The 25,185-nt window shown below is 38.9% G+C and carries 31 protein-coding genes; 16 read left to right on the top strand and 15 right to left on the bottom strand.

Annotation, left to right across the window (positions count from 1 at the left end):
* The first annotated feature begins 70 nt into the window (after positions 1-70).
* The 3 genes from HX129_RS03410 (at position 71) to HX129_RS03400 (ending at position 2,151) form a co-directional block, all read left to right on the top strand.
* Positions 71-634, top strand: a complete 564-nt coding sequence (locus HX129_RS03410) for an HdeD family acid-resistance protein (RefSeq protein ID WP_174493766.1) — start codon at positions 71-73, stop codon at positions 632-634.
* Between the two features lie 98 nt (positions 635-732).
* Positions 733-1,875, top strand: coding sequence for a glycerate kinase family protein (locus HX129_RS03405; protein WP_286433640.1), 1,143 nt, complete (start codon positions 733-735; stop codon positions 1,873-1,875).
* Positions 1,876-1,923: 48 nt separating this feature from the next.
* Positions 1,924-2,151, top strand: a complete 228-nt coding sequence (locus tag HX129_RS03400; protein ID WP_180045474.1) for a hypothetical protein — start codon at positions 1,924-1,926, stop codon at positions 2,149-2,151.
* A gap of 18 nt (positions 2,152-2,169) precedes the next feature.
* Here the strand turns inward: HX129_RS03400 and HX129_RS03395 are convergent, their stop codons facing one another.
* Positions 2,170-2,568 carry a hypothetical protein gene (locus HX129_RS03395; RefSeq protein ID WP_286433642.1) on the bottom strand — a complete coding sequence of 133 codons (399 nt, stop codon included), beginning with the start codon at positions 2,566-2,568 and terminating at the stop codon, positions 2,170-2,172.
* Positions 2,569-2,677: 109 nt separating this feature from the next.
* Here HX129_RS03395 and HX129_RS03390 point away from each other — a divergent pair, with 109 nt between their 5' ends.
* The 5 genes from HX129_RS03390 to HX129_RS03370 all read left to right on the top strand — a co-directional run bounded on the left by HX129_RS03390 (position 2,678) and on the right by HX129_RS03370 (position 6,358).
* Positions 2,678-4,669: an ATP-dependent helicase gene (locus tag HX129_RS03390; RefSeq protein ID WP_286433644.1), complete on the top strand. Its 1,992-nt coding sequence runs from the start codon at positions 2,678-2,680 to the stop codon at positions 4,667-4,669.
* A gap of 29 nt (positions 4,670-4,698) precedes the next feature.
* A complete protein-coding gene (locus HX129_RS03385; RefSeq protein WP_286433646.1) occupies positions 4,699-4,950 on the top strand; it encodes an RNA recognition motif domain-containing protein in 252 nt (83 codons plus the stop codon).
* 72 nt (positions 4,951-5,022) lie between these two features.
* Positions 5,023-5,385 (top strand): ASCH domain-containing protein, encoded by a 363-nt coding sequence (locus tag HX129_RS03380; RefSeq protein WP_130072105.1) that lies wholly within the window; start codon positions 5,023-5,025, stop codon positions 5,383-5,385.
* A 75-nt stretch (positions 5,386-5,460) separates the two neighbouring features.
* The gene (locus HX129_RS03375; protein WP_286433648.1) at positions 5,461-5,964 is read left to right on the top strand and encodes a DUF6586 family protein; all 504 of its coding nucleotides are present in this window, start codon (positions 5,461-5,463) and stop codon (positions 5,962-5,964) included.
* A gap of 115 nt (positions 5,965-6,079) precedes the next feature.
* On the top strand, positions 6,080-6,358 hold the full coding sequence (locus HX129_RS03370) for a hypothetical protein (RefSeq protein ID WP_130072103.1): 279 nt from the start codon (positions 6,080-6,082) through the stop codon (positions 6,356-6,358).
* A gap of 62 nt (positions 6,359-6,420) precedes the next feature.
* On the opposite strand, the gene HX129_RS03365 is transcribed toward HX129_RS03370, so the two are convergent.
* The 5 genes from HX129_RS03365 to HX129_RS03345 form a co-directional block, all read right to left on the bottom strand.
* Positions 6,421-6,663, bottom strand: a complete 243-nt coding sequence (locus tag HX129_RS03365; RefSeq protein ID WP_130072102.1) for a hypothetical protein — start codon at positions 6,661-6,663, stop codon at positions 6,421-6,423.
* 165 nt (positions 6,664-6,828) lie between these two features.
* Positions 6,829-8,547 carry a cation:proton antiporter gene (locus HX129_RS03360; RefSeq protein WP_130072101.1) on the bottom strand — a complete coding sequence of 573 codons (1,719 nt, stop codon included), beginning with the start codon at positions 8,545-8,547 and terminating at the stop codon, positions 6,829-6,831.
* Positions 8,548-8,709: 162 nt separating this feature from the next.
* Positions 8,710-8,865, bottom strand: a complete 156-nt coding sequence (gene rpmG, locus HX129_RS03355) for a 50S ribosomal protein L33 (protein ID WP_003654787.1) — start codon at positions 8,863-8,865, stop codon at positions 8,710-8,712.
* Positions 8,866-8,877: 12 nt separating this feature from the next.
* Positions 8,878-9,114, bottom strand: a complete 237-nt coding sequence (gene rpmB / locus HX129_RS03350; RefSeq protein ID WP_000048256.1) for a 50S ribosomal protein L28 — start codon at positions 9,112-9,114, stop codon at positions 8,878-8,880.
* Between the two features lie 165 nt (positions 9,115-9,279).
* Positions 9,280-10,728 (bottom strand): coniferyl aldehyde dehydrogenase, encoded by a 1,449-nt coding sequence (locus tag HX129_RS03345; protein ID WP_286433650.1) that lies wholly within the window; start codon positions 10,726-10,728, stop codon positions 9,280-9,282.
* 112 nt (positions 10,729-10,840) lie between these two features.
* Here HX129_RS03345 and HX129_RS03340 point away from each other — a divergent pair, with 112 nt between their 5' ends.
* The 5 genes from HX129_RS03340 (at position 10,841) to HX129_RS03320 (ending at position 14,592) form a co-directional block, all read left to right on the top strand.
* Positions 10,841-11,533 (top strand): TetR/AcrR family transcriptional regulator, encoded by a 693-nt coding sequence (locus tag HX129_RS03340; RefSeq protein WP_130072099.1) that lies wholly within the window; start codon positions 10,841-10,843, stop codon positions 11,531-11,533.
* Positions 11,534-11,618: 85 nt separating this feature from the next.
* Positions 11,619-12,485, top strand: coding sequence for a formyltetrahydrofolate deformylase (purU, locus tag HX129_RS03335; protein ID WP_130072098.1), 867 nt, complete (start codon positions 11,619-11,621; stop codon positions 12,483-12,485).
* 212 nt (positions 12,486-12,697) lie between these two features.
* On the top strand, positions 12,698-13,534 hold the full coding sequence (locus HX129_RS03330; protein ID WP_286433651.1) for an energy transducer TonB family protein: 837 nt from the start codon (positions 12,698-12,700) through the stop codon (positions 13,532-13,534).
* Positions 13,535-13,567: 33 nt separating this feature from the next.
* Complete coding sequence (locus HX129_RS03325) at positions 13,568-14,188, top strand: MotA/TolQ/ExbB proton channel family protein (RefSeq protein WP_130072097.1); 621 nt, start codon at positions 13,568-13,570, stop codon at positions 14,186-14,188.
* Positions 14,188-14,592 (top strand): ExbD/TolR family protein, encoded by a 405-nt coding sequence (locus HX129_RS03320; protein ID WP_130072096.1) that lies wholly within the window; start codon positions 14,188-14,190, stop codon positions 14,590-14,592. The genes HX129_RS03325 and HX129_RS03320 overlap by 1 nt, the downstream gene beginning before the upstream one ends.
* Positions 14,593-14,693: 101 nt before the next feature.
* On the opposite strand, the gene msrA is transcribed toward HX129_RS03320, so the two are convergent.
* From msrA to thyA, 5 genes are all read right to left on the bottom strand, one after another.
* Positions 14,694-15,218, bottom strand: a complete 525-nt coding sequence (gene msrA / locus HX129_RS03315) for a peptide-methionine (S)-S-oxide reductase MsrA (protein WP_286433652.1) — start codon at positions 15,216-15,218, stop codon at positions 14,694-14,696.
* A gap of 104 nt (positions 15,219-15,322) precedes the next feature.
* Positions 15,323-15,751 (bottom strand): META domain-containing protein, encoded by a 429-nt coding sequence (locus tag HX129_RS03310; RefSeq protein WP_130072095.1) that lies wholly within the window; start codon positions 15,749-15,751, stop codon positions 15,323-15,325.
* A 94-nt stretch (positions 15,752-15,845) separates the two neighbouring features.
* Positions 15,846-16,913, bottom strand: coding sequence for an Lnb N-terminal periplasmic domain-containing protein (locus HX129_RS03305; RefSeq protein WP_286433653.1), 1,068 nt, complete (start codon positions 16,911-16,913; stop codon positions 15,846-15,848).
* A gap of 28 nt (positions 16,914-16,941) precedes the next feature.
* Positions 16,942-17,454, bottom strand: coding sequence for a dihydrofolate reductase (locus HX129_RS03300; protein WP_286433654.1), 513 nt, complete (start codon positions 17,452-17,454; stop codon positions 16,942-16,944).
* Positions 17,455-17,549: 95 nt separating this feature from the next.
* Positions 17,550-18,392, bottom strand: a complete 843-nt coding sequence (thyA, locus tag HX129_RS03295) for a thymidylate synthase (RefSeq protein ID WP_130072093.1) — start codon at positions 18,390-18,392, stop codon at positions 17,550-17,552.
* A gap of 133 nt (positions 18,393-18,525) precedes the next feature.
* Here thyA and HX129_RS03290 point away from each other — a divergent pair, with 133 nt between their 5' ends.
* Together HX129_RS03290 and HX129_RS03285 are read left to right on the top strand one after the other, a co-directional pair.
* A complete protein-coding gene (locus HX129_RS03290) occupies positions 18,526-19,329 on the top strand; it encodes a YwqG family protein (protein ID WP_286433655.1) in 804 nt (267 codons plus the stop codon).
* Positions 19,330-19,627: 298 nt separating this feature from the next.
* Positions 19,628-20,176: a CHAP domain-containing protein gene (locus HX129_RS03285; RefSeq protein ID WP_130072091.1), complete on the top strand. Its 549-nt coding sequence runs from the start codon at positions 19,628-19,630 to the stop codon at positions 20,174-20,176.
* An 82-nt stretch (positions 20,177-20,258) separates the two neighbouring features.
* Here the strand turns inward: HX129_RS03285 and HX129_RS03280 are convergent, their stop codons facing one another.
* The 3 genes from HX129_RS03280 to lgt all read right to left on the bottom strand — a co-directional run bounded on the left by HX129_RS03280 (position 20,259) and on the right by lgt (position 21,990).
* Positions 20,259-20,630 carry a hypothetical protein gene (locus HX129_RS03280; protein WP_165353023.1) on the bottom strand — a complete coding sequence of 124 codons (372 nt, stop codon included), beginning with the start codon at positions 20,628-20,630 and terminating at the stop codon, positions 20,259-20,261.
* Positions 20,631-20,632: 2 nt separating this feature from the next.
* Positions 20,633-21,016, bottom strand: a complete 384-nt coding sequence (locus HX129_RS03275) for a hypothetical protein (protein WP_180045462.1) — start codon at positions 21,014-21,016, stop codon at positions 20,633-20,635.
* A 155-nt stretch (positions 21,017-21,171) separates the two neighbouring features.
* Positions 21,172-21,990 carry a prolipoprotein diacylglyceryl transferase gene (lgt, locus tag HX129_RS03270; protein ID WP_130072088.1) on the bottom strand — a complete coding sequence of 273 codons (819 nt, stop codon included), beginning with the start codon at positions 21,988-21,990 and terminating at the stop codon, positions 21,172-21,174.
* Positions 21,991-22,095: 105 nt separating this feature from the next.
* On the opposite strand from lgt, the gene HX129_RS03265 reads away from it, so the two are divergent.
* A complete protein-coding gene (locus HX129_RS03265; RefSeq protein WP_130072087.1) occupies positions 22,096-22,878 on the top strand; it encodes an NRDE family protein in 783 nt (260 codons plus the stop codon).
* A gap of 64 nt (positions 22,879-22,942) precedes the next feature.
* On the opposite strand, the gene HX129_RS03260 is transcribed toward HX129_RS03265, so the two are convergent.
* Positions 22,943-25,132: a PhoX family protein gene (locus tag HX129_RS03260; RefSeq protein ID WP_130072086.1), complete on the bottom strand. Its 2,190-nt coding sequence runs from the start codon at positions 25,130-25,132 to the stop codon at positions 22,943-22,945.
* Between the last annotated feature and the right edge of the window lie 53 nt (positions 25,133-25,185).

Genomic DNA, 25,185 nt, shown 5'->3' with positions numbered 1-25,185 from the left:
TTTTATACAGACAAATTTAACTTCTTGTTCAACAATAAAATGAGTCTTTATAACAACTACGAGAAGAACTATGCGTACAGTGGGAAATGATATTGTCCGTCATCAATTGCATGAAAATCGGAAATGGTATTTGTTATTGGGAGCATTATTGGTCATTTTTGGCTTAGTTTTACTTGCTTCTTTAAGTATGGCTACACTGACTGTTGTTTTACTTTTTGGTGTGCTGATGATGATCGGTGGCGTGATTCACTTAATTGCAGCATTCAAAATATTTGATGGTGGCTTTAGATGGCTGTGGGCATTGTTTGGTATTTTATATTTGATCGCAGGTTATTATGCGTTTAACTCACCAATCAAAGCTGCTGTAGTGTTGACGAATTTACTTGCAATTGCTTTGTTAATTGGTGGTTTTATTCGTATTTTTAATGCCTTTATGCTCAAACCTATGTCTGGTTGGGGGTGGACACTCTTTTCAGGGATTTTAACTTTAGTTACAGGTGCGATTATTTTGGCTTCTCCTGATTCACCATTTTGGGTGCTAGGGTTATTTTTAGGGGTGGATATTCTATTTCAAGGGGTGAATTATCTAACTTTTGCAGCAGCAATTAAAAAGATTCCACCTGCGAGTCATTGAAAAGTTCATTTGTAAAAGAGCGCTTCGTGCGCTCTTTTTAGTGTGATTACTTGTGTTATTCTGCAATAAATATCTATAAAAGTTACACAAAGAATCTAATGTTTAAAACCTTTCTCCTTGCTCCTGACTCATTTAAAGAAAGTATGACAGCTGAACAAGCATGTTTAGCGATGCAACGTGGTATTGAAAAAGTCATACCCGATGCCACTTTCATACATGTGCCTATGGCGGATGGTGGTGAGGGCACAGTCGATGCGCTTATTTCTGCGAGGAAGGGGCGAAAAGTCGAAATTGAGGTTTCAGGACCGCTGATTCATCAAAAAGTGAAAAGCTATTTTGGCTTGATTGAACATGACCAAACTGCAGTGATTGAAATGGCACTTGCCAACGGCATTCATCTGCTTGAACAATCACAACGAAATCCGATGCTCACTTCAACTTTGGGCACAGGGGAAATGATTAAGGCTGCATTGGATTTTGGGGTTTCCAAAATTATTATTGGTTTAGGTGGGAGCGTCACCAATGATTCGGGTACAGGTATGGCACAGGCGTTGGGTGCAAGGTTTTTGGATGTAAATGGTCAGCCTGTTGCGGTGGGTGGTGGTCAGCTTAATCAAATCCAAGGTATTGATCTTTCACAACTAGATACTCGTTTAAAACAGACTGAAATCATTATTGCGAGTGATGTGAATAATCCATTGTGTGGAGAAAGTGGCGCATCTTATGTCTTTGCACCTCAGAAAGGCGCAAGCTCTGAAATGGTCAAGATTTTGGATCAAAATCTAAGTTATTTTGCCGATTTGGTGAAAAAGCAACTTGGTTTGGATTTTGCTCATGTTCAAGGTGCAGGTGCAGCAGGTGGGTTGGGTTTTGGCTTAATGGCATTTGCAGGGGCAACCATCCGTTCAGGTGTGGAAATCGTGATTGAAGAAACGCAACTTGCTGAAAAAATTGTGCAAGCGGATTATGTCTTTACAGGTGAAGGTGGGATTGATTTTCAAACCAAATTTGGCAAAACCCCGTTTGGTGTGGCGCAAGTGGCGAAGCGTTTAAATAAGCCTGTGATTGCGTTTGCAGGCTATGTCGGTGAAGGTGTTGAAGAACTATATAATGAAGGTTTTACTGCTATTTTCGGGATAGTTGATGGTGCATATGATCTGCAAACTGCACTAAAAAATGGTGAGAGAAATTTGGAAAGAACATGTGGAAATGTGGTGAGGTTGATAAAAGATCGTATTTGATTTTAAATTTAGAATCATAGAATATTAAAATAATGAGAGTTAAAATCCATGTTAAGTGCTGCTAATCTGAATGGGCTTTATGCATTTCCATATTTATTGATCGCTTTCTTTTTAAGTATAGGAATTATTTGGCTGAGCTATTCCCAAATGAAAGGATCAGAAAAGAAAGATCAAGCCGTAAGAAAAAATAAATTCAATTTTAAAATTGCTATTTTGATTTTTATGGTTATGAGTTTTATCTATTGTATATACAAAATTTTATTTTATTGGAGCTAATAGATTAGATCATTAAAATCACTCATTTTCCCAATAATATTCTGGCTTTTTCCCATATTTTTCGAGCAATAATTTCCTCACGGTATGAAATTGTTCATTGCCAAAACGATTTAAAATATCTAAGGCATCAACATACAGAAATTGATGATCTAGGATATAACTCTCCCCAAGCCGTAATGAGTAGATCCGAATTAAACAACGTATCTTGTGGAAACGAATCAAGTCAAAACTTGGATAAATATCAAAGTCATCATGAGGATACATGACGACTTCGCTTTTATAATCGTATTCTTCTTTTATGAAAGGGTTGAATTTAATCCCTTTTTCTTTATCAAAACCTTCTGTTCGAATGAGTTGGTAAAAGCAATTACCTTCAGTCTGAAAATTAAAAATCTGGTAAATGGTATTTTTCTTCATTTTTATGAGGTGCTGATACGACATTATCAGACTTGATTCTAAGTCAAAGACACATAATTTATCTATAGCTCTGTTAAACTACTCACCATCCACAAAACGATGAGTACCCATGAGTTTAACCAACCTGATCAACGAATTAAACCCTCAGCAAAAACAAGCAGCTACGACTGAAAGCAAACACAGTCTAGTCCTTGCAGGGGCAGGTTGTGGCAAAACCAAAACCATCGTGGCACGTGCAGCTTATCTTATAGATCAAGGTGTGCCTGCCAATCAAATTCAGATTTTGACCTTTACCCGCCGTTCAGCAAGTGAAATAGTCGCTCGTGTGGAACTTGCCTTAGGTGATGCTGCTAAAGGTCTGCGTGCATCAACCTTTCATACATTTTGTATGTACCTGCTGCGCCGTGTACCGAAAGCATTTGGATTGGAACAATTCTCCATTATTGATCGTGATGATCAACTCATGTTGTTCCGCTTGATTCGGGGCAAAGACGATAAAAAGAATCCAAATGCCTTACCCAAACCGCAACAACTCTGTGATCTATATTCATTTGCCCGAAATACTCGTCAAAAACTCAGTTTGGCTTTAGAAAAGCAATTGCCTGAGTTTTTAGAATATAAAGATCAAATTGCTGAGATCATGAAAGAGTACGAGACACGTAAACAGGCACGTCATTTTCTCGATTATGATGATATTTTGGCAGTGGTGGCTTCAGGCTTGGCGCAATCCGAAGGTTTGACCGATTATGTTGCAAGCTTGTGTCAGCATATGTTGGTGGATGAAATGCAAGATACAAATCCACTGCAATGGGCAATTCTAGAACCACTCAAAGACAAAACTTCATTGTTTTGTGTAGGGGATGATGCACAGTCAATTTATGGTTTCCGTGGCGCAGATTTTGAAAATATTCACCATTTCAAAGAACGTGTGCCTGATGCACAGATTTTTAAACTCGAAAAAAACTATCGTTCAACCCAAGAAATTTTAGACTTATCCAATTGGTTGCTCGATCAAAGTGCCATTAAATATGATAAAAAACTCGAAGCTTATCGGGGTGATGGCATCAAACCACGCATGCATGTTTTTCCAAATGAGTTTGATGAGGCAAAATGGATCGCCATTGATATTAAAGAGCGTCATTTACTTGAAGCCACAGCGTGGAATGATCATATGGTTTTGGTACGCTCAGCTTTTGCGGCTCGTCATATTGAAGCAGCATTTATCCAAGCCAATGTGCCGTATCGTTTTATTGGTGGCATGAAGCTGCTCGAAACTGCACATGTGAAAGATTTACTCAGTTTACTGCGTGTGATTGCTAATCCTTTGGATGATATTGCATGGATGCGATTCTTGACGCTGTGGAATGGTGTCGGTGATGTCGGTGCAAGTAAACTCGCACAGCAACTTTTAACCGATCCAGATCTGGACAAAATTGCTGAAAAATTGGAAAAGTTTGGACGTATTCCTGAAAATACTTTGCTGATCATAAAGCAAATGTCCGTGCTAAAAACCGAAGTTGAAGCCTGTGTCAAATTGGGCGTCGAAGCGATCATTAATCAACTTGAAGAAAACTATGCCAAAAAAGACTGGCATAAACGCGTAGGTGATTTTGATTTGGTGAAACAGTTGGCGTCTAAGCATTCTCAACTCAGTGAATTTTTAGAAGAATATGTACTCGATCCTATCTCTATTTCCGAAATTGAGCGTCAGTCACACGATGATGTTGTTACGCTCATTACCATTCATTCTGCAAAAGGGACAGAACAAAAAGTCTGTTATGTTGCTAATGTGTCAGCAGGGCAATATCCACATGCCCGTGCACAAGGGGATTTTGATGAAGTTGAAGAAGAACGTCGTGTGCTTTATGTGGCATTGACTCGTGCAAAAAATGAACTGATTTTGACCAAACAAAATTTAAGTTTCTGGACACAGAGCCAAATTGATGAACAAGGACGTAAAGTAGAAAGCTATTTTCTAAATGATTTAACACGCAATTTATGCATCACTGAAACACATTATCGTCAACGTGAACAAACGGTGAAAAGTGCCTTGATCGAACGAAAGGCGATTCATTTAGATTTTGGTATTGATTTAGATTAAACTATAGTGAAGATAATGAAGGTTTGATCATGAAAATTTTAGTGCGTAATTTAGAGCGTTCAGTAACTGAAGCAGAATTACTTGAACTGTTTAAGCCTTATGGTGCAGTAGATTCAGCTGTGGTGGTGATGGATGCTGAAACCAAAAAATCTAAAGGTTTTGGTTTTATTGAAATGCCAAGTGGGCGTGAAGCGATCAAAGCCATTAAAGGTTTAAACACCCTTAAAGTGAAAGGTATGGGGATTCGTGTGAAAGCTGCGGAAGAAAAGCCTAAACCTTAATTTTATACAGTGAAGAGGGAGCATTGATTTGCTCCTTTTTTATTGCTTGAAAATAGTTGATGGAACTTATGCATGACCAAAACATATCCTGCTTTATCTATTGTTGCACCCAGCGCAAGCAAAATTGCTCAAGGTTTAAAAACGTTAGAAATACGCTCTTGGACGCCTAAAGAATTACCTCTGCATGACTTGGTCATTGTTGAAAATACTCAATTTCTAACATCTGAATATCCTGAGGAAATGGGAAGAGCAGTTGCTATCGTTGATATTGAATCAGTGCATCGTTGGCGAGCAGACGAATTTGACGCAGCCTGTGCAAGCTACTGGGCGGAAGGTTATTGGGCATGGGTCATCAATAATGTCCGTCCTATTTCACAGCCATTTGATGTACCTGCAAAGCGTAAAATCTATTGTATTGATACGGATCATTTATAAATTTTGTTGTGCATTGATACTAAGAAAGTTTAATCTTAGTCAGATAAATGCTGCCAAAATTTAGGAAATAAAATCATGTCACGAGTTGCTCGCTTTCATGCAGACCGCACCAATCAAAAACTGTATTTTGCTCGACTTTCATGTATGCAAGCAGAACAATCTGAAAATGTACAACAAGCACAGGCACAGCGTGAAGCAGCAGTCTTTCATTTACATGGTGCTGTTTTGGCATTTTTACAGGAATTAGTCCGTTACTATCGTCTCAATGATTTTGCACCGACGCTTAAATCAATCGAAGAACTGATGGCAGAAAAAGGACAAGTGTCACCAGAAGTGGTGGTGATGCAACAATTAGCCAAAAGTGGATTCATTGCAGAATTAAAACGTGCTTATCGCTCATGTCAGTATGCACCTGAGCCAAGCGCACCAGAACCTGAAGATGAAACCTCATCCAATTTAATTATTAAAGTAACACAAACCCCACAAGCATGGTTACCTGACACCAAAATTTTAAGAGAGTGGCATCGTGATTTAACCCAACTGATTGATGGTTTTCGTAATGAAATGGTGGAATTCTGATCTTTTTACTTGAATTCACTTGAAATTCATCAATTGAATGACAATATACCAATATCTACAAGATGCAAAGTACATACAGTATTTTGCCCCATGTTGAGCATGGAGGGTGATTGATATGTCTATTGAACAGTTAAAAGAGTTATTTGGGAATCAAGAAGCGATTTTAGAGTTAGTACAACTTGAAAGTGGAGAGTTGGCGCTACGTAATGCAGGCTCAGAACAAGAGCCACTGGTTACTATTCAGTTTAATGAACAAGTGAAAGCTTTGCTTGGTGAACAAACCCCTATTGTTGCTCAACACATGATTCAAGCAGCATTGTACGCTTTGATGGAAAATCAAGTGAATCAATTGAATGCTGAGGTGCTTGATGAGCAGCCGAAATATATGAGTTAAATGAAAAAATTTCATAAAAACGCACTGTGAAGTGCGTTTTTTTATACGTACATTTTCAAGGGCTAGTGCGTTGCTAGTGGCTGTGGTGCAAAAAAGGATCCACCTACACACATAATGGCTAAGCCAATCAGTTGTAGAAAAAATGGGTTTTTCGCTTGATGCCAATGCATGATGAGAAAAATCAGAGAAACTGGAGAAAGCAATAAACAGCCTAAGCCCCACCAAATGCTTTCTTTGAATGCAGCGATGAGAAAGCCAATCGAAGCAATCACGAGAATGAGTAGCCCAAAATAAAATAAAAACATATTGTCCTCTTATTGATCTTTTATATTTAAATTACATTTATCGTTCAAGTGTGCAGAGTAAAATGCATTTTATAAAGTTATAACGTATGTGACTTTTTTTAGCATGATTTTAATCAAACAAAACAGACTACCCTATTTGATAGTCTGTTGAAAATTTTCAATGAATCAATGTGTTGGTTCGTGATGATGCGCAATTTGGATCTGATTTAAAATATGATTGCTCATATTTTTCGCCATTTCCTCTTTGGCATAATATACTTCTCCAATTTGATCTTGGCGAATCACTTCGGCCTCTTCTTTACTTTCAGCACAGACCAAAACTTGAATTTGCGGATTCAATAATTTTGCTGTATCAACAATTTTATGAATATCTAAAATATCCATCGGAGAGAGCACCAAGAGCCGTGCATGTTGAATATGTGCTTGAATCAACACACCAGCTTCTGTGGCATGACCAGAAACCGCAGCAATGCCTTTTTCACGCAGATTTTCCACAATCTCACGATTTTCTTCAGCAATGACGACTTTGATGCCATCATCCATTAACGTTTTAGTAATACGTCGTCCAACTTCACCATGCCCAACGATAACGACTTGATCACGCAGATAGTCTTGATCCACTTCATCAGGAAGCATGGCCAATGGATCGCCGCTACGTTCAAGTAAACGTGCCAAATGTGAACGTTCACGAATCCAATTTTGTACAGGTTCAATGGCTGAGAATAAAAATGAATTGAGTGTGATGGAGAATAAAGCACCCGCTAAAATTAAGTTTTGTGCTTCAGGTGTAAGCAAACCTAAAGACAAGCCTAATGTCGCAAGGATAAAAGAAAATTCCCCGATTTGTGCCAAACTTGCACCTACAGTTAATGCAGTATTCAATGGATAACGGAAAAATAAGACGAGTGCCATAGCAGCCAAAGTCTTACCAATCATAATGATGGCGATCACCGCTAAAATATGTAAAGGTTGTTCAATAATGATTCTTGGGTCAAACAACATACCCACTGACACAAAGAATAAAATCGAGAAAATTTCTCTTAAAGGCAGCGTTTCTTCTTCTGCACGATGGCTAAAGTCAGATTCTTTAACAACCATTCCCGCAAAGAATGCACCGAGCGCCATAGAGACGCCAAAGATAGCATATGAGCCGTATGCAATGGAGACGGCTGCTGCCACCACAGTCAGGGTGAAAAGCTCTCTAGAGCCTAAACGAGCGACATATTGCATGATCATTGGTACAAGGCGCTTACCAATAATAAGCATAAAGGCAATAAAGCCAGATACCTTGAGTAAGGTAATGCCTAAGGTCAGCCAAATATTTTCATTGCTGTCATGTCCTGCAAGTGCTTGTCCCCCGAGTAAAACTGCTGTTGCAGGCAATAAGACCAGAACTAACACCATCACAAGGTCTTCGACCAAGAGCCACCCAACCGCAATTTTACCATTGACGGAGTTGAGTAAGCCTTTATCACCCAGTGCTTTGAGGAGAACAACCGTACTGGCACAGGATAAACTTAAACCGAATACTAAGGAGGAACCCCAACTCCATCCCCAAAAATGTGACACGATCATGCCCAAGAGCGTGGCAACGGTAATTTGTAAAATCGCACCGGGCAGTGCAATACGTCGAACTTGAATTAAATCATTTAAAGAAAAATGCATACCTACGCCAAACATCAGGAACATGACGCCGAGTTCTGCAAGCTGATTGGCAAGGGTAATATCTCCGACGATTCCTGGAGTATTTGGACTAATAATAATTCCGGCAATCAAATAGCCGATCAACGGAGGTAAACGCAAACGAGCAGCGATATAGCCGAAAATGAGCGCTATACCAAAACCAACTGCAAGTAAAATAATCAAATCTACATCATGTGGCACTCAACACTCCTTAATTGGTGGGGAAAGTTATAGGACAACGCCAATGTACAGACTAAGCACAAAGGGTGCCAAAATAAAAAACTGTGAGGATTTTAACAATTTGCATAAAAAAAAAGCAAAAAAAACGACCCAAAAGGGCCGTGTTTTTTTAGAAAACTAAAATTATTTAATTTTAGCTTCTTTGAAAATTACGTGTTGACGGATTTTTGGATCAAATTTTTTGATTTCCATTTTTTCCGGCATAGTACGTTTGTTCTTAGTTGTGGTATAGAAATAACCTGTACCAGCAGTAGAAACTAGGCGAATTTTATCACGCATGGTTCAGACTCCTTAGATCTTTTGACCTTGAGCACGTAGGTCAGCAACAACCTTTTCGATGCCCAATTTGTCGATAATACGCATACCTTTAGTAGTTAGACGAAGACGTACGAAACGTTTTTCGCTTTCTAACCAGAAACGGTGGTGGTGCAGGTTCGGCTCGAACCGGCGTTTAGTTTTGTTGTTGGCGTGTGAGACGTTGTTACCAACGACTGGACGCTTGCCGGTAACTTGGCAAACCTTAGACATGGTGTAACTCCATTGATTTAGCCAACAGCAAATCTGTATGGCCAGTCAAAATAAAACGGATTGAATTCTTTCAAGGGGCGTTTTATACCAAAATTCCGCTTAAAAGACAAGCGGAATCGATGAAAACACTGCATGATCTTTGACGATAGATCATGCCTTGATCATTTAGCGGATAAAAGTTTTCTCTAAAATTTTATGAACAGCACCACCAAATGGCGGTAGAATGAATTTTATGCTAAAGAGTTTTGGCATCGACATCATAGAGCGTTCATGCGATAAACTGAAAAAACCTTCTGGACCGTGATATTTCCCCATACCTGATGCACCAACGCCTCCGAACGGTAGGTCGTCTTGCGCGACATGGGTTAATAACGCATTTTGACCGAAGTGCCCTGAATGGGTACGCTGAGCGACATACTGTGCTCGCGCATCGTCAAAGTCAAAATAGTATAATGCAAGTGGACGTGGACGGCTATTAATAAAGTCGATGACATCATCGATTTGATCATATTCCATGATTGGCAATACTGGACCAAAGATTTCATTTTTCATGATGTCCATTTCTGTCGTGACACCTGTGACTAAAGTAGGTGCAATCTTACGTGCTTGCGTTAAATCTTCATTTTTAGGATTGATTTCAATCAGTTCAGCACCTTGAGCTTGTGCATCCTCTAAATAGCCTAGTACACGTCTATATTGCTTATCATTAATCATCGAGGTGTAATCTTGATTGTTGGCAATGTTTGGATACATGCCTGTCACGATCGTTTTATAATGCTCTACAAATTCAGCAGTTTTGCCTTTCGGTAAGAATAAATGGTCTGGTGCAACACAAGTTTGCCCCGCATTCCATAATTTACCAAAGGCTAAACGTTGTGCGACATCTTTGATTTCAGTTGATGGATGCACAATTGCAGGGGATTTACCACCAAGCTCTAAGATCACAGGGACTAAATTCTCTGAGGCAGCCGCCATGACGGTTTTACCCACATTGGTTGAGCCTGTGAAAATTATTTTGTCAAAAGCCAAATGACTAAAAGCATCAGAAATTACACCGCCACCAGTAATGACAGCAACAAGTTCACGTGGAAAAGCTTCAGCAAGAGCATTTTCTAAGACATAACCCAGGTTCATTGATGAACTTGAGATTTTGATCATGGCATGGTTACCTGCGGCTAATGCGCAGATCAGTGGGCCGACAGAAAGTAGCAATGGATAATTCCACGGTGTAATGATGCCAACCACGCCAAGTGGTTGATATTGTACCCATGCTTTAGATGGTTGATGCATGATACCCACATGGCGTTTAGATGGTTTCATCCATGTACTAATATTTTTACTATAATATTTGATTTGTTCTAAACAAGTGATGAGCTCACCAATTTTTGTTTCGGTGATAGAGCGATTACCATAATCTTGATTAATTGCTTCTGCAAGTTGATCTTGATATTTTAGTAACACTTTTTTAAGGCGTGCTAAACGCTCAATACGCTCTTTTGCAGTAGGTACTGGATAACGTTGATATGCTTGCTTTTGCTGAGTAAGCGTATCATGTAAATGTTGAACTTCAGGGGTATAAGAAGTCATTGAATTTGTTTTTGTTTGACTGTTCATCTCGAACACCTTTAGAGAGGAGCTGATTTATGATAATTTTTAGAGTAAAAGCTCTAATTAGTCAAGTTACTTTATATGTTAGCCTAAGCTAACACTGAAATATGGTATTAGGATGTCGCATACTAAAACGGTAAAAACCAAAGATCGAATTTTGCAGATTAGCTTGCAACTTTTTAATGAGCGTGGCGAACGTTCAATTACCACGAATCATATTGCTGCTGAGCTTGGGATCAGTCCGGGTAATTTGTATTATCATTTTCGCAACAAACAAGAAATCATCAAAGAGTTGATGGAGCGCTATCAAAAAGAAACCTTAGAGATGTTGGCATTGCCTGATGACCGGACAGTCAACGCAAACGATAAAATCCGTTATTTCCAAGTGTTGAGTAGTCAACTTTGGGAATATCGTTTTTTGCATCGAGATGTTTATCATTTGATTGAAAATAATGCTGACTTTAGAAAAATTTATCCACGTTTCGCAGGTAAGGTCATGCAACAAGGGCAAAAAATTTATCATGCTTTTGTTGAAGCGGGTTTGATGCAAATGACGGCTTCTGAAATTGAAGCGTTGATTATTAATATTTGGATTGTATTAACCAATTGGACAAATTTTTTATACATGTCAGGACATTTAAGTGATTCTAATCATTTAGATGAAAAATGGATGTGGCAAGCTTTGCGTCAAATGGTGTTCTTAGAAGGTCCTTATTTGCGTGGAGAGAGTCGTGAGACTTATGAGCGCTTGCTTGAAAGTTTTGGTTCTTCTGAGTTATTTGCGAGTTTATCGACTTTAAAACATGATTGAATTGCGTTCGATGATTGAAAGCTGTGTAAAAAGCGTTAGAATATTCGGCTGTTTTCAAATTAACGTATAAGTGATATCAATTAACATGAACATGACTACTGCCAACACAGCACGTCTCCTGATTACTTGTGAAGATAAGCCAGGAATTGTGCAAGCTGTATCGAGCTTTTTGTATCATCAAGGAGCAAATATTACTGCGCTTGATCAATATGCAACAGAAGCTCAGGGCGGGCGTTATTTTATGCGTGTTGAGTTCGAGTTAGAAAATCTACAAAGCCGTCGTGAAACTTTGCTACAGACGTTTGCTACGAATGTAGCAGAGCGTTATAGCATGCATTGGCGTCTAGCTTTGGTCAGTGATTTGAAAAAAGTGGGGATTTTAGTATCAAAAGTTGACCATGCTTTACTTGAGCTGTTATGGCGTCATGCGCGTGGCGGTTTACCGTGTGAAATTACCCAAGTTGTGTCAAATCATCCTGATTTAAGAGAAGCTGTGGAAAATTTTGGTATTCCATTCCATGTCGTGCCTGTAAATAAAGAAAATAAACGTGAAGCCTATGCACAAATTGATGAAATGATGCAAGGCAATGATTTATTGATCTTGGCGCGTTATATGCAAATTTTGGATGAAGAATTTGTACAAAAATGGGAAATGAAAATCATTAATATTCACCATTCATTCCTACCTGCCTTTGTCGGAGCAAATCCATACAAACAAGCCCATGAGAAAGGGGTGAAATTGATTGGTGCGACGGCACACTACGTCACGGCAGATTTAGACCAAGGTCCGATCATTGAACAAGATGTAGAACGTGTAAGCCATGATTTTACGGTGGAACAATTACGTGAACTTGGACAAGATGTAGAACGTAATGTGCTTGCACGTGCAGTAAAATGGCATTTAGAAGATCGTATTATTGTTGATGGGAACAAAACAGTTGTATTTCAATAATATATAGATTTTTGATGTCAAGAGAGGATGCCATAGTGCATCCTTTTTTACATTTTTGCTTGATAAAACGCTTAAAAGCAACCAAAAAGTAGTTGCAAATGAAAACACTTCTCATTTATTATTGGCGCACTTTCATTGTTCTATCCGATGAGTTCAATCTAAACAAGCTATCTTGTATATAGATTTTCTCAGATTTAGGTATTTAGATTCGTATGAGTCAATCTTCCACTTCTAACATGCAGGCACCCAACCCAATGAAGAAAAAGGTCATTGCTGCTGTAATTGCCGTTCTTGTGGGACACATGGGGGCATTATGGGCATTGAGTCATCTAAAAACACCTGAGTTAAAACCCATCGAGAAAAAACCGATTCAAGTAAAATTTGTTAAAATCAAAGAAGAACAGGTGATTCCACCCCCTCCACCTCCTGTCAAGCCGAAGGTTGAACCGAAGCCTGTGGTTGAGAAAAAAGCACCGCCACCGCCCGTGGAAAAACCAAAATTGATTACCCAGAAAAAACCTGTAGTGGAAAAGAAAGCCATTCAACAGGAAGAACCCAAGATTGATCAAGAAAAAATTAAACGTGAGCAAGAGCAGCGTCAGCAAGAGCAACAACGTCAAGAGCAGCAACGTTTAGAGCAACAGCGTCAGGAACAACAACGCCAAGAGCAGCAACGTCAAGATCAGTTAAGACAACAGCAAGAGCAACAACGTCAAGAGCAGTTAAGACAACAGCAAGAGCAACAACGTCGCCAACAAGAAGCACAGCAACCACGTAAGTTGAGTGCAGGCGAGATCTCTTGGAAAAAAGCACCTGCATTTGATTTTGATGATGACTTGCTTAAAAATCAAAGTAGATCTTTACTTGTTCGTATAGAGATTAATCCTGCGGGTAAAATCACCAATGTGACTGTTTTAAAATCAAGTGGTTTACCTAGTCTTGATCGTGAAGTACGCAGTGCTGTACGTTTTGCAAGGATGAATCCATCAAGTGATGGGCGTGCAATGATTGCAAATTTACCTGTAAGTCTGAAAACCTCTGGACAATAAATTTAATCGGCTAACCTTATCAGGAGTTCAAATATGAACTTTTCAGTTTATTGGCAACATGCAGATGCAGTCAGTAAGACACTGTATTTCGTGTTATTGGCGATGTCTATTGCTACATGGACAGTATTCATTTTACGTTTGATGGGTACACGTCAGCTTAAACAACAAGCGCAAGCGCATCTTGCGCAAGCGGTCAATCAGCTGAAAGCAAAACTTGCTCCTTTAGGTTTTGATCAACGTAAAGCAGTTGCTGAACAAGCCTTGTTACGCCAAATCTCGGTTGAAAAATCAAATGCTGAAAAAGGGGTTTCGGTTCTAGGAACTATTGCTTCTATCGCACCATTTGTGGGTTTGTTTGGTACAGTTTGGGGGATCTTCCATGCCCTTGTCGCTGTCGGTAAAAGTGGTCAAGCAGGCTTAGCACAAGTGGCAACACCAGTTGGTGAAGCTTTAATCATGACAGGTTTGGGTTTGGCTGTCGCAATTCCTGCGGTATTAGCATATAACATTTGTGTGCGTTTCAACCGTACATTGTCAAATGAATTGCAAGACCAAGCACACGGTTTATTGATTGATACCATGTTGCAACAAGATTCAACTGCGAAAGTTGAACATCAAGCAACACAAAAAAGTTTAGTTGGAGGTCAAGCTTAATGGCTTTTCAGTTGGGTGAAGACAACGATGCTGGCATGAATGAGATGAATCTCATTCCGCTCATCGACATTATGTTGGTATTGATGATCATCTTTTTGGTGACTGCAACCGTTGCTAACCCATCAATACCATTAACCTTGCCAAAAACCACTGCGGAAATTGTGGATCCGCCACCTGAAGCCATTACCATTAGCATCAATAAAGAGGGTGAAGTGGCTTGGAATGATCAGGTGATTGGTCTGCCTGAATTGGAAAAGCGGTTCCAAGAAGAAGCAGCAAAACCAGTAAAACCTGCGGTTCAATTGAGAGCAGACCAAGATTCTCGTTATGATACTGTTGCTCAAGTCATGTCTCGTGCCAGTGAAGCCGGACTGAACGATCTTGCCTTTATGAGTGATAATTAAATTTTATATCGTGTAAATTTTAAAAAAGCGATCTTGATAGATCGCTTTTTTTATGTCTTATCTTTATTATTTTTTAACATAATTTGTTTTTCAGTTTGCAATTAACTCTCTTTGAGTAAGTCTTTAAACTGGCTTTGTAATTTCATCAGTTTGGGTGGAATCGCAAAGTTGCAATACCCTTGTGACGGGTTTTTGGCGTAATAATTTTGGTGATAGTCTTCTGCAGGGTAGAAGGTTGGCACAGGAGAAAGTTCGGTGACGATATTTAAATCTTGTGCTGTTAATTCTGCAATATAGCTTTCAGCTTGTGCTTTTTGCTCATCATTAAAATAATAAATCACTGAACGATATTGTGTGCCAATATCATTGCCTTGACGGTTGAGTGTGGTTGGATCATGTGTGGTAAAAAAAACATTGAGTAATTGTTTAAAACTGATTTGCTGCTCATCGAAATCAATTAAAATTACTTCTGCATGTTGAGTCGTACCTGTGCAGATTTGCTCATAAGTCGGATTTGTTGTATTACCACCAGCATAACCACTGACGACTTTTTCTACGCCCTTAAGTTGTAAAAATACGGCTTCAGTACACCAAAAACATCCACCACCAAATAATGCCTGTTGCATCGTGATCTCCCTTCTATTTTATTTTCTAGATCAAAAAAGAAAAAATGAAACAGCATAAAAACCTAAATAGTGCGGATGTTTATGCTGCTTGAATATATTCAAACTTATGGAGCAGTGTGGTATTGCAACACCACATTGCCATGCTGATCTAACAGTTTTAAAGTTTGATCATACGCTTGATAACCCATGACTTTCTTTAAAGCCGTATGGTATTTTGCAACAATATCTTGATTGTTTGGGCATAACATTTTTGTTGAAGCGATGTCACCGAGGTTTAAATGATGATTTTTGACTGCATAATTGCCCATAATACGGTTACATCCATCTGAGCCACTGACACGTAAGTCACTGCCAAATTGAATCATAGGCGTTTCTGCTTTTTTCGCAAATTCGGTTGCGCCAATATGGGTCATGACCCACGTTTTATTTTGCAACACTGCTAAATTTTCTTGTTGTTGCACTGACTGTGTTGTTGTCGTACAGCCAACGATTGCAGTTGATACAATACCGATCCATAACAGATTTTTTAGCATGATTTTCTCAGAAATATAGACTCCTTCTATATAAACAAAAAATCATGCAAATCACTAGCTTGACAATGTATCTAAGCGTTAAAAATCTACTGAATTATGAACCCTTTGTGACCGTTTTCGGTAAACCTTCACGAATCACTTGGGAGTAGTTCTCACTGCTTTGATATTTAAAATGTTTAAACTGATCTGTACGAGGATTGACATGTGCATGTTGATACCACTGGTGCATATTCCATTGTGGATTTAAGGCACCTAGATCATAGAGATAATTCGGTAAATAACCTGAGGCAAGCAAACGATAATCTATCGGTAACTCTTTAGGTGAAATGGCTTGGATCATGTCAAAAACGAGCGTCGTACAATTACTGGTGAGCGTGTTATACCATTTTGCTTGTTGTGCCAACTCATCGGTTTTACTCAAATATTCTTCAAATAAGGCACGCATTTCAGCTTTGGGCATATTGATTGGGAAGAAATACACTTGTTCATTGCGTACATTACTACGGGTATAAATTAAATCTTTTTCATCTGAGGCAATTAAACTCAACTCATATTTACGGAAAAAGCCCCCGATTGCAGAAAAACTTTCAGTTTTTTCTTTACGGATTTCAATTGAAAATACCAAAGGTTTTTGATCAGAAAAATCAAAACTTACCAAAGTATGTGCAATTTGTGGTCCCATCCAATAAGAGGTAATGATATTGACCCCTGTAATATGATTTAAATTATAACGGCGTGTATCCCAATGCACATCGTATTGGTCTTCAGTTTTCCAATTAAAATTACGAATATTCTGAATGGTGACGATATCACCTTGTTTTTGATAGGTAAATAAACGGTCTACTTCAGGATTCCAGTCACGGTTTTGTTTGGCAGGAATATTAAAATACCACAGCAGACTCAGTATAAAAACGACGCTATACAGCAAAATATCTTTATTGCGACTAAACAGATTTTGACGAATATAAATGCCTAAAATACTGAGGGAAAATATGATCCAAATGGCGATGAGGACACGGCTGAATAGTATACCTAAAGGTTCTTGAAACCAAATGACACCACATAGCCAAATAGAAGAAATGAGCACAAAAAGACTAAAAATGGAATGGAGTAACCCCATTCCAAATGTATGAAAAATAGATTTTTTTTGGAATTCTGGCATATTTCAAAATCATGATTTGAATTGATGCTTATTTTCGATAAGTTGCAAACTCAAAAGCAATAGCTGTTTTGTCATCAATATGTGATTCAGAAGCAACTTTTTTAAATGCCGTCGGGATTTCTGGATAGTGTGCATCGCCTTGTACATCTAGTTCGACATGCGTCAATTCTAAACGATCAGCAATATGCATCGTTTGTTTAAAAATTTCACCACCCCCAATGATAAAAATGCTACTCGGTTTTTCTGAAGCGAGTACATCGGAAGTTGCAAGCGCGAGAGCAGCTTCAATGCTATGTGCTCTTTTGACACCTTCAAATGTCCAGTTTGGATCACGGGTAATGACCCAGTTGACACGTTTAGGTAGCGCGCGCCCCATAGACTCAAGAGTTTTACGTCCCATCACAACGACACCACCTTGGGTGATTTCCTTAAAGTGTTTTAGGTCAGCTGAAATATGCCAAGGAAGATCATTACCTTTACCAATACAGCGTTGCTGATCCATAGCAACAACATGAACAACTTCTAAATTTTTAAATGTCATAGTGAACTCGTTTTTGAATTCCTCTCAACCTCTCTGTTTAAAGAGAGGGGAGTACTTGAACGGGAATGGGCTTTATTGAGAAATAGTGTGTAAAATTAAACCGCAACAGGTGCTTTAATTGCAGGATGAGATTCATAACCGACAATTTCAATATCTTCAAATTTAAAATCAAAAATATCTGTGATTTCAGGGTTGAGCTTTAATTGACATAGTGGCAAGGGTTCACGCGTTAACTGTAACTGTGCTTGTTCAAAATGGTTGGCATATAAATGTGTATCACCACCTGTCCAAACAAAATCTCCCACAGCTAAACCACAGACTTGTGCAATCATATGGGTGAGTAGTGCATAGCTTGCGATATTAAATGGAACGCCTAAAAATACATCTGCACTGCGTTGATAAAGCTGACAAGATAATTTGCCATCTTGTACAAAAAACTGAAATAACGTATGACAAGGTGGTAATGCGACTTGACCTGCTTCTTGAGGGTTCCAACCTGAAACAATCAAACGGCGTGAATTCGGATTGGTTTTGATTTCATTAATGAGCCATTTGATTTGATCAAAGCCGTCATTTTCATATAAGCCATTTTCAAGCTTTGTTGCACCAAAATTACGCCATTGATGACCATATACAGGGCCGAGTTCACCTTCGGGACGACCAAAACGTGCAGTTTGTTCAGCAGTAGACCATTCATCCCAGATAGAGACTTTATTGTCTTTTAAATACTGAACGTTGGTATCGCCTTTTAAAAACCATAATAGTTCAATCACAATTGAACGAAAATGCACTTTTTTAGTCGTGAGTAGTGGAAAACCTTTGGACAAGTCAAAACGCATTTGATGACCAAATACAGAACGTGTTCCTGTGCCTGTACGGTCGCCCTTGTCGCCACCATTGTCGAGGATGTGTTGTAAAAGGTCTAAATACGCTCTCATATCAATTCCAAAAAATCTGTTTTTAAACGACACAACTCGTCTTATAGCACAAGATGGTCATATTTTTGCTTAACCGCTCAGTTTATACTAAACGCTAATTTATTTTAACTAGAGATAACAAGAGAGAAAAACAATGCACATCAATTCGAGCGAAATACCTGAGTTTATTCAGCACTATAAAGCACAAATTTTAGCAACAAAAAAGTCAGCGATTGCGTTGAATTTAACGCCTGCTGACGATTTGACGCTATGGCAAAGCAAAGTCGGCGGTGAACCTTATTTTCCTTTAACTAGGGACTATCCACACAATGCAGAAGGTCGAGCTTTGGTTTTATTGGCACAGATTAATTTTGCTGAACTCCCTGAGAATGATCTTTATCTAAAAACAGGAATTTTACAGTTTTTTATTGATATTGAAGATGATTTATGGGGGCTAGATTTTGATGAGCCACAAAATCAAAATAATTTTCGGGTGATTTTTCATGAGCAAGTGATACAAGATAACACACAGTTGTTACATACATTTCCAATACAAACTTTAGATCAGGAGATGAACCCTGTAACAGGGCAATATGCTGTACAGTTTCAGGCACAAGAGCGCTATATTTCGATATCTGATTATCGGTTTGCTGAGCAGATTTGTGATCTTTATGAGATGGACGATGATGCCGCAGAAGATCTGTATGATGCATATGAAGACGCATTTTCTGCTAGTGGGCACCATCTAGGGGGTTATCCTTACTTTACACAGGATGATCCACGAGGCAATGATGAACGCTTTAAAGATTATATTTTACTGTTTCAGTTGGATAGTTCAGGACAAGAAAATGTGGAAATTTTATGGGGAGATTGTGGGGTTGCCAATTTCTTTATCCACCCCGATGACCTGAAGAAAAGCGATTTTTCTAAAGTGATGTATAACTGGGATTGTTCTTAATGACATGGCATGGACCTATCGAGAGATAGGTTTCTTATTGATTGTGTGATATATTTCACATTAATATTCTATTTCATAAAAAAGTATAAATATATAAGCATAATTGATATAAAAAATAATCTTGTAAAATAACCGCAGAAAGAGCAACTTAAACTATTCTCATTTACATTCACAAATTTTATTACATTTACATTAACCACTTTTTAAGAATCTATGGCTAGTATCACTGCTTCTTTCATAAGTGTATTGGTTTTTTTATGGTAGGACAGGTTCAAAGAAACAAGGATGAGGTTGAGCAATGATTATCGATTTAAATACTCAACCCGTGTCAGATTTACATGCAAGTAATACTGAGAGCCAGTTTATTTTCCAACTTGAAAGCGGTTCTTTTTACCCTCAGCAAGATGACTTCAATCCAACAGCGATTATTCAACAGAATAAATTGAAAGTTGCACAAGCGAATAAGTTTTCGTTGAGTAATGCATTTCAAATTGATATTGATAAATTCATCAATAAATTAGACAGTATTTCTGCACGTACCAGTTCAGCACGTTGCGCACGCAGTATCCGTATTGCATTACAAACAGCAGGTGCTAAATTTACCAATCATCCAATCGCTGCGGCAGATTGGGGTGGAACACTCGAAGAAATTGGTTATAAACAGATTCAACCTGCTTTTGATCATCCTAAAGAAGGTGATATTTATATTATTGATCGCACCGCTAAACACCGTTATGGGCATATTGCAGGCTATACGGGGACTGAGTGGGTATCAGACTTTAAACAACGCAGTTATGACGTTTACAAAGGCGATGTAACGTATAAATATTATCGTTTACCTGTTTAATCTTCACGCGTGCAAGCGCATTTTAAGCATAAAAATGTGCAGACTAAATTAAAAAGGAAGCTTATTCGGGAAATCTTCCTTTTTAATTGATACGCTTCGCACGATTTTCATAATTGGCAATGAGAATAAAACCTAAAGTCATAAAGCCAAGACATTGTAAGATCAAGTAGATCAGATCTTGCTGTGGCAGATACCAAGCCATGATGGTCAAAGTTAAAATGGGGAGAAACATGATTAATGTTTTTAAAATTTTGACTTGGCTGCTATGTTGTAAACGTTTCAAACTGAGCTGTTTTAGCAGGTGTAAGATGATGCCTATTGCTAAACTGATTCCCACAAAGAATGGACTGAGTTTGACAATGCTTGAACAATAATAAATCCCAATACACAGCCCAATGCTGACCATCAATTTTATTTGTCGGGTACAACGTTGCGAATACCAAAAATCGAGCATATTTAAGAGACTTGTGTGGGTTTGTTTTGATGGAGTAATGACAAGGGTGAAAATAGACATACTGCCAATGCCATAAAGCAAATACCTTGTGAACCAGGAATTAAAATTTCACCTTGATTCATATTTTTAAAAATCAATGCCAATAAAAGCGCGATTGGAATCCATGTCAGGACACGATACACAATACCCGTTGGCTTCTGTGCCACAAAATGTATTTTACAATAACGACAAATCAGGAAGATCACACCTGTTGCGACAAACATTAAGATCGCGCTATAGGACAAAGGTTGCATACGATAGAGCACTACAGTTGCAATGGCGATGACAATCAAGAAAAATAGCTTTTTCAAGATTGGGGTTTTTGGATCAAACCAGAATTCAAGCATAATGGATGTGTATTTTTAAAAGACGCTTTTAGTATAAATGAACTGATTGAAAAGATGAGTTTTAGTTACGTAGTCATTAAAAAATAAGAAAATAAAAGATAAAAAGCGGATGCTTGTGCATCCGCTCGTTGTCGCTTCAAAGTGAAGTTTGGCTTTTAAGTGTTTTTCTGTGGACCCCAGTCAAAAATTTTCTTTTGGTAGGCATACCAAATCATCCAAACTCCAATCAAAATCATCGGGAAAGATAAAATCTGACCTTTGGTCATCCAACCAAATAAAATGTAGCCTTGATCTGCATCGGGTTCACGGAAGAATTCCATAAAGAAGCGTGCACAACCATAACCGATCAAAAAGATAGCTGAAACAGCATAACGAGGACGAGGTTTCGAGCTAAACCACCATAAGATAATAAAGAGTAATAAGCCTTCACATAATGCTTGGTAAATTTGTGATGGATGACGGACCAAATGTAGTGGATCTGTCGGGAAAATCATGCCTAAAGCAAAGTTTGGATCGGATACTTGACGACCATAAAGTTCGCCACCGATAAAATTACCAAAACGACCAAACATTAGACCTGTCGGAACACAGGGTGCGATAAAGTCCAGCGTTTCAAACCAAGTTTTTTTGTATTTATGACACCATAACAGCATCGCGATCATCACACCGAGGAAGCCGCCATGAAAACTCATGCCACCAGTCCAGACTTTAAATAACCAGATTGGGTCGGCAATAAATTTGTCAAACTCATAAAATAGTACGTACCCAATACGTCCACCGAGCACCACACCTAAGGCACCATAGAATACTAGGTCGGAAATCATTTCTGAGTTCCAATTGGTGCGCTGTTTTGCACGGTAAGTTGCCAGTCCCCAAGCACATAAAAATGCAAGAAGATACATGATTCCATACCAATGTACTTTAAGTGGCCCCAATGCGATTGCGACTGGGTCGATATTCGGGTAGGTCAGCATGCCTTGTCCTTTGTATTCTGTTTTGCACAGATTTTAGCTGAAAGATATGAAAAATGTTGTACATTCAATGTGTAAACTTAAAGTAATCTGAGATGGAATAAAAATATGTGTATCGTGGCTTTGGCATGGCAAGTCTTTGATGATATGCCATTGTGTTTGATTTCAAATCGAGATGAATTTTATCATCGTGCTGCTTCACAGCTACATCACTGGGAAAATAGTCCAATTATTGCAGGGCAAGACTTGCAATCTGGCGGGACATGGATGGGTGTAACTGCGCAAGGACGTTGGGCGATTGTCACTAATTTTCGAGATGGACAGGATAAGAAACAATATGCAACTTCACGAGGACATTTGATTCAGGCCTTTTTACAGTCCGCACAACCCCCCATTCGTTTTGCCCAAGATTTAGAAAAAAAACAATGTGATTATGCGGGATTTAATTTATTTATCGGAGATCGAAACCAAGCGGTATATATGAGTAATCGTGGAGAAGCCCCACAAGTCTTAGCCAAAGGTGTGTTTGTGGTATCGAATGGGTTATTGAGTGAAAACTGGGAAAAAACGCAACATTTGCGTAAGCGTTTTACACAGGAATTTTTACCGATGCTGCAACAGCCATTGATACCTGAGCACGATATAGTCTCTGCCGTATGGGATCTTTTACAAGATGAACGTAAAATCATTCCTGACTTATTGCCCAATACTGGTATTAGTACTGAAATGGAACATTTATTGTCTTCTACTTTTATTCAAAGTCCAATTTATGGGACACGATGTTCAAACTTTTTAACCATTCAGCATTCTAAAATGCAATGGTTTGAAAAAACCCAACAGGGTGAAAAATCAGGGGAAGTGATTCAGATCGCTCGATTGCTTTCACATTAAAAAACGCCATATGTAGTGAATACATATGGCGTATAAAGCAGATTACAATCATATAATAAGCGTATTAGCCTGCGATTGTACCGCCATCTTTACGTGTGATAACCACGGTTGCTGAACGTGGGCGAGCAGTTTTATTGCTGGCATCTTTTTGAGTTGCAGGCCAATGACTTGATGGTTTGTCATAGCTTGCTGAATCTTCACCCGGATGTTGTACATTGATGAAGATTGCTTTATGGTCAGGTGTCATTGTGACCCCTGTAATCTCACATTCTGTTGGGCCTGTGAGGAAACGACGTAAATTATCATCAGTCATTTTCGCACCAACAATGGTTTCTTGACCTGTTGATGTCGTTGCTTTAGTACCATCACCCACTTTACCTGGTAATGCTGCTAGCATCATACAATTGGTCGTATCTGTATATGCACCATCATCTGTTTGAATCCAAAGCACACCACGTGGGTCAAACCACATACCATCTGGAGAAGACAAGTCATTGTTGTCATTTAAGCCAGACAAGTTAATGTTATTTGCCATTTTTGCTTCCGCACCAAATAGGTAGATGTCCCATTTAAATGTTGTTGCCGTTGTTGTATTACCATCTTCATGGAAGCGGATAATATGACCATTCACATTACCTTTTCCACCTTCAGGATCTTGGTAGTTACGTGGATTGGCTGCATCTGTTGGATAGGCTGTACCACGGTTTGAGTTGTTGGTCAGTGTCACATAAACTTCGCCATTTTCAGGGTTTACCGCAACCCATTCAGGGCGATCCATTTTGGTTGCGCCCACTGCATCGCCTGCAAGACGAGCAAAGGTTGTGACTTCTGCTTGTGATTGAAATGGATAGACGCTATTTGTCGCATTTAAGCCATTTTTACCATAAGCCAATTCGATCCATTGACCTGTTCCATCACTGTTGAACTTGGCAACATAAAGTTTGCCTGAGTTCATATATTTATCGCCTGCTTTATAGCCGCCGTTAATATCTTTGGCAGACCATTTTGCATCAGAAACAAATTTGTAAATATATTCGCCACGTGAGTCGTCACCCATATAGAACGCAAGGTTTTCACCTTCGATCAAACGGCTTGCACGACAGTCTTCATGCGCAAAGCGACCTAAAGAAGTACGTTTGACTGGATTTTGACGATTATCAAATGGGTCGATTTCTACGATCCAACCAAAAGTATTGGCACTGTTACGATAGTCTTGGGTCGCTTTGTCTGCAGTGATTGAAGAATTCCAACGGTCATATAAGTCTTGGCTTTCTAATTGACCGAGGGCAGTTTCCCATTTGTAGCGTGAGCTTGCACCATCTTTTAGACCATAACGTTTAAGTGCGATAATTTCTGCTGCCGTACGTTTAGCGTCATCACCTTTATTACGGATGAAATAACCAATATAGTTTTCTTCAGTGGTTAAGTATGTTCCCCATGGTGTATAGCCATTACCACAGTTGTTATGAGTACCGCGAGTTTGTTTACCTGCTGCTGAATATTTGGTGACTAAAAGGTCTGAACCTGCCACAACACCTGCAAAATCCATCACTGTTGATGCAGTAATACGGCGATTAAACAGTGAGTTTTTAACAATCTCGACTTTTTGTGTTGTTTTGTCTTTTTTCAACTCAATGATTGAAACACCGTGTGCATTCATTTCACGAATCACTTCATCTTCAGGGCGGCGACCGTCAGCACTCAGTGTCGGACCTTGAGGATGCAAGAACGTTGGATTGATATATTCATGGTTCATGACCAATAAACCACTTTCCGATACGGTTGGATCGTAGTTTTTGGTGGTCTGATTTAAACCAAAATAGCTCATACCGTCATGACAGTCACCTGATCGATACTGAAAACTTGGACCCGATGGAACAGCATTATCATTCCATTCAGCATAGGCAGGATTAATGGAGTCGCCCATTGCATACAGTACAGTCGCTTCATAACCTTCAGGTACAGTCACAATGTCATTCAGATTTTTAGCGACAGGCTTAAAGGTTAATTTTTCAGGTTTTTTATTAGGATCAACAGGTGTAGGCGTTGGGGGTGTTACATTATTAGATGAATCTTTATTATCACCACAGCCTGTTAATGTAGAAGCTAAAGCCAAAGCAGCTGCACCACTGGCTGTTTTTGCAATTAAGCTACGGCGTGTAATATGTTGTTCTAAAATGTCACGAAAATGGATGTTATCAGAAGTATTATTATCAAGTTCTTGATCTTCATGATATGGCGTCAGCTCGGTCATGGAAGTTTCCCTAAAATTAATCAATGGTGATAAAAGTTGCTATTAACTTAGAG

This window comes from Acinetobacter sp. 251-1 (assembly GCF_030329305.1).
Taxonomy (GTDB): Bacteria; Pseudomonadota; Gammaproteobacteria; order Pseudomonadales; family Moraxellaceae; genus Acinetobacter; species Acinetobacter piscicola_A.
Note: the sequence above shows the minus strand (reverse complement) of the source record. Positions and strands in the feature narration are given on the sequence as shown.

What these genes read in the sequence shown, in the direction of transcription:
- HX129_RS03260 (WP_130072086.1), bottom strand. Translation starts at nt 25,132, where the DNA reads ATGACCGAGCTGACGCCATATCATGAAGATCAAGAACTTGATAATAAT.
- HX129_RS03380 (WP_130072105.1), top strand. Translation starts at nt 5,023, where the DNA reads ATGACCAAAACATATCCTGCTTTATCTATTGTTGCACCCAGCGCAAGC.
- HX129_RS03390 (WP_286433644.1), top strand. Translation starts at nt 2,678, where the DNA reads ATGAGTTTAACCAACCTGATCAACGAATTAAACCCTCAGCAAAAACAA.
- HX129_RS03275 (WP_180045462.1), bottom strand. Translation starts at nt 21,016, where the DNA reads ATGCTTGAATTCTGGTTTGATCCAAAAACCCCAATCTTGAAAAAGCTA.
- HX129_RS03365 (WP_130072102.1), bottom strand. Translation starts at nt 6,663, where the DNA reads ATGTTTTTATTTTATTTTGGGCTACTCATTCTCGTGATTGCTTCGATT.
- thyA (WP_130072093.1), bottom strand. Translation starts at nt 18,392, where the DNA reads ATGAGAGCGTATTTAGACCTTTTACAACACATCCTCGACAATGGTGGC.
- HX129_RS03340 (WP_130072099.1), top strand. Translation starts at nt 10,841, where the DNA reads ATGTCGCATACTAAAACGGTAAAAACCAAAGATCGAATTTTGCAGATT.
- rpmG (WP_003654787.1), bottom strand. Translation starts at nt 8,865, where the DNA reads ATGCGTGATAAAATTCGCCTAGTTTCTACTGCTGGTACAGGTTATTTC.
- HX129_RS03280 (WP_165353023.1), bottom strand. Translation starts at nt 20,630, where the DNA reads ATGCTCGATTTTTGGTATTCGCAACGTTGTACCCGACAAATAAAATTG.
- lgt (WP_130072088.1), bottom strand. Translation starts at nt 21,990, where the DNA reads ATGCTGACCTACCCGAATATCGACCCAGTCGCAATCGCATTGGGGCCA.
- HX129_RS03325 (WP_130072097.1), top strand. Translation starts at nt 13,568, where the DNA reads ATGAACTTTTCAGTTTATTGGCAACATGCAGATGCAGTCAGTAAGACA.
- HX129_RS03285 (WP_130072091.1), top strand. Translation starts at nt 19,628, where the DNA reads ATGATTATCGATTTAAATACTCAACCCGTGTCAGATTTACATGCAAGT.
- msrA (WP_286433652.1), bottom strand. Translation starts at nt 15,218, where the DNA reads ATGCAACAGGCATTATTTGGTGGTGGATGTTTTTGGTGTACTGAAGCC.
- HX129_RS03290 (WP_286433655.1), top strand. Translation starts at nt 18,526, where the DNA reads ATGCACATCAATTCGAGCGAAATACCTGAGTTTATTCAGCACTATAAA.
- HX129_RS03305 (WP_286433653.1), bottom strand. Translation starts at nt 16,913, where the DNA reads ATGCCAGAATTCCAAAAAAAATCTATTTTTCATACATTTGGAATGGGG.
- purU (WP_130072098.1), top strand. Translation starts at nt 11,619, where the DNA reads ATGAACATGACTACTGCCAACACAGCACGTCTCCTGATTACTTGTGAA.
- HX129_RS03410 (WP_174493766.1), top strand. Translation starts at nt 71, where the DNA reads ATGCGTACAGTGGGAAATGATATTGTCCGTCATCAATTGCATGAAAAT.
- HX129_RS03320 (WP_130072096.1), top strand. Translation starts at nt 14,188, where the DNA reads ATGGCTTTTCAGTTGGGTGAAGACAACGATGCTGGCATGAATGAGATG.
- HX129_RS03400 (WP_180045474.1), top strand. Translation starts at nt 1,924, where the DNA reads ATGTTAAGTGCTGCTAATCTGAATGGGCTTTATGCATTTCCATATTTA.
- HX129_RS03385 (WP_286433646.1), top strand. Translation starts at nt 4,699, where the DNA reads ATGAAAATTTTAGTGCGTAATTTAGAGCGTTCAGTAACTGAAGCAGAA.
- HX129_RS03345 (WP_286433650.1), bottom strand. Translation starts at nt 10,728, where the DNA reads ATGAACAGTCAAACAAAAACAAATTCAATGACTTCTTATACCCCTGAA.
- HX129_RS03395 (WP_286433642.1), bottom strand. Translation starts at nt 2,568, where the DNA reads ATGAAGAAAAATACCATTTACCAGATTTTTAATTTTCAGACTGAAGGT.
- rpmB (WP_000048256.1), bottom strand. Translation starts at nt 9,114, where the DNA reads ATGTCTAAGGTTTGCCAAGTTACCGGCAAGCGTCCAGTCGTTGGTAAC.
- HX129_RS03370 (WP_130072103.1), top strand. Translation starts at nt 6,080, where the DNA reads ATGTCTATTGAACAGTTAAAAGAGTTATTTGGGAATCAAGAAGCGATT.
- HX129_RS03405 (WP_286433640.1), top strand. Translation starts at nt 733, where the DNA reads ATGTTTAAAACCTTTCTCCTTGCTCCTGACTCATTTAAAGAAAGTATG.
- HX129_RS03310 (WP_130072095.1), bottom strand. Translation starts at nt 15,751, where the DNA reads ATGCTAAAAAATCTGTTATGGATCGGTATTGTATCAACTGCAATCGTT.
- HX129_RS03300 (WP_286433654.1), bottom strand. Translation starts at nt 17,454, where the DNA reads ATGACATTTAAAAATTTAGAAGTTGTTCATGTTGTTGCTATGGATCAG.
- HX129_RS03330 (WP_286433651.1), top strand. Translation starts at nt 12,698, where the DNA reads ATGAGTCAATCTTCCACTTCTAACATGCAGGCACCCAACCCAATGAAG.
- HX129_RS03265 (WP_130072087.1), top strand. Translation starts at nt 22,096, where the DNA reads ATGTGTATCGTGGCTTTGGCATGGCAAGTCTTTGATGATATGCCATTG.
- HX129_RS03375 (WP_286433648.1), top strand. Translation starts at nt 5,461, where the DNA reads ATGTCACGAGTTGCTCGCTTTCATGCAGACCGCACCAATCAAAAACTG.